At 53.6% G+C, this 2,831-nt stretch carries 1 rRNA gene; it reads left to right on the forward strand.

The window, feature by feature from the left end:
• Positions 1-21: 21 nt before the first annotated feature.
• Positions 22-2,831, forward strand: a 23S ribosomal RNA gene (locus AB5Y68_RS00005); the annotation flags it as partial.

Here is a 2,831-nt window from a genome sequence, read left to right on the forward strand (position 1 = left end):
CGACACTTCTTGGGGTTGTATGGTTAAGTGACTAAGCGTACATGGTGGATGCCTTGGCAGTCAGAGGCGATGAAGGACGTACTAACCTGCGATAAGCCGTGAGCAGTCGGTAAGAGACATTACGACTCACGGATTTCCGAATGGGGAAACCCACTTAGCATAAGCTAGGTATCGCTACGTGAATACATAGCGTAGCGAGGCGAACCGGGAGAACTGAAACATCTAAGTACCCCGAGGAAAAGAAATCAACCGAGATTCCCTCAGTAGCGGCGAGCGAACGGGGATTAGCCCTTAAGCATCTTGGAAGTTAGTGGAACGGTCCTGGAAAGGCCGGCGATACAGGGTGATAGCCCCGTACACGAAAACAACCTTGATGTGAAATCGAGTAGGGCGGGACACGTGACATCCTGTCTGAATATGGGGGGACCATCCTCCAAGGCTAAATACTCCTGACTGACCGATAGTGAACCAGTACCGTGAGGGAAAGGCGAAAAGAACCCCTGTGAGGGGAGTGAAATAGAACCTGAAACCGTGTACGTACAAGCAGTGGGAGCCCTTCGGGGTGACTGCGTACCTTTTGTATAATGGGTCAGCGACTTACATTTTGTAGCGAGGTTAACCGTATAGGGGAGCCGTAGGGAAACCGAGTCTTAACTGGGCGTCTAGTTGCAAGGTGTAGACCCGAAACCGGGTGATCTAGCCATGGGCAGGTTGAAGGTTGAGTAACATCAACTGGAGGACCGAACCCACTAACGTTGCAAAGTTAGGGGATGACCTGTGGCTGGGGGTGAAAGGCCAATCAAACTCGGAGATAGCTGGTTCTCCCCGAAAGCTATTTAGGTAGCGCCTCGGACGAATACTACTGGGGGTAGAGCACTGTTTGGGCTAGGGGGTCATCCCGACTTACCAACCCCATGCAAACTCCGAATACCAGTAAGTACTATCCGGGAGACACACGGCGGGTGCTAACGTCCGTCGTGAAGAGGGAAACAACCCAGACCGCCGGCTAAGGTCCCAAAGTTCTGGTTAAGTGGGAAACGATGTGGGAAGGCTCAGACAGCTAGGATGTTGGCTTAGAAGCAGCCATCATTTAAAGAAAGCGTAATAGCTCACTAGTCGAGTCGGCCTGCGCGGAAGATGTAACGGGGCTCAAACCAGGCACCGAAGCCGCGGATTCACGCTAAGCGTGAGTGGTAGGGGAGCGTTCTGTAAGTCTGCGAAGGTGTATCGAGAGGTATGCTGGAGATATCAGAAGTGCGAATGCTGACGTAAGTAACGATAAAGGGGGTGAAAAGCCTCCTCGCCGGAAGACCAAGGGTTCCTGTCCAACGTTAATCGGGGCAGGGTGAGTCGACCCCTAAGGTGAGGCCGAAAGGCGTAATCGATGGGAAGCAGGTTAATATTCCTGCACGACTTGTAATTGCGATGGGGGGACGGAGAAGGCTAGGTGGGCCAGGCGACGGTTGTCCTGGTGAAAGTGCGTAGGTGGTGTTTCTAGGCAAATCCGGAGACACAACACTGAGACACGAGACGAACGCACCACGGTGCGGAAGCCATTGATGCCCTGCTTCCAGGAAAAGCCTCTAAGCTTCAGATTACAAGTCATCGTACCCCAAACCGACACAGGTGGTCGGGTAGAGAATACCAAGGCGCTTGAGAGAACTCGGGTGAAGGAACTAGGCAAAATAGAACCGTAACTTCGGGAGAAGGTTCGCTCTTGATGGTGAAGTCCCTTGCGGATGGAGCTGTCGGGAGTCGCAGTGACCAGATGGCTGGGACTGTTTATCAAAAACACAGCACTCTGCAAACACGAAAGTGGACGTATAGGGTGTGACACCTGCCCGGTGCCGGAAGGTTAATTGATGGGGTTAGCGCAAGCGAAGCTCTTGATCGAAGCCCCGGTAAACGGCGGCCGTAACTATAACGGTCCTAAGGTAGCGAAATTCCTTGTCGGGTAAGTTCCGACCTGCACGAATGGTGTAACCATGGCCATGCTGTCTCCACCCGAGACTCAGTGAAATCGAATTCGCCGTGAAGATGCGGTGTACCCGCGGCTAGACGGAAAGACCCCGTGAACCTTTACTACAGCTTGGCACTGAACATTGAACCTACATGTGTAGGATAGGTGGGAGGCTTTGAAGGCGTGACGCCAGTTGCGCTGGAGCCGTCCTTGAAATACCACCCTTGTATGTTTGATGTTCTAACGCAGGGCCCTGAATCGGGCTCGCGGACAGTGCCTGGTGGGTAGTTTGACTGGGGCGGTCTCCTCCCAAAGAGTAACGGAGGAGCACGAAGGTTGGCTAATCCTGGTCGGACATCAGGAGGTTAGTGCAATGGCATAAGCCAGCTTAACTGCGAGACGGACAGGTCGAGCAGGTACGAAAGTAGGTCATAGTGATCCGGTGGTTCTGAATGGAAGGGCCATCGCTCAACGGATAAAAGGTACTCCGGGGATAACAGGCTGATACCGCCCAAGAGTTCATATCGACGGCGGTGTTTGGCACCTCGATGTCGGCTCATCACATCCTGGGGCTGAAGTCGGTCCCAAGGGTATGGCTGTTCGCCATTTAAAGTGGTACGCGAGCTGGGTTCAGAACGTCGTGAGACAGTTCGGTCCCTATCTGCCGTGGGCGTTGGATGATTGAAGGGAGTTGCTCCTAGTACGAGAGGACCGGAGTGAACGAACCTCTGGTGTTCGGGTTGTCACGCCAGTGGCACTGCCCGGTAGCTAAGTTCGGAATCGATAACCGCTGAAAGCATCTAAGCGGGAAGCGAGCCCTGAGATGAGTCATCCCTGACCCCTTGAGGGTCCTAAAGGGCCGTTGGAGACC

Origin of the sequence: Aeromonas sp. R6-1 (assembly GCF_040908165.1) — a bacterium.
GTDB lineage: Bacteria > Pseudomonadota > Gammaproteobacteria > Enterobacterales > Aeromonadaceae > Aeromonas > Aeromonas caviae.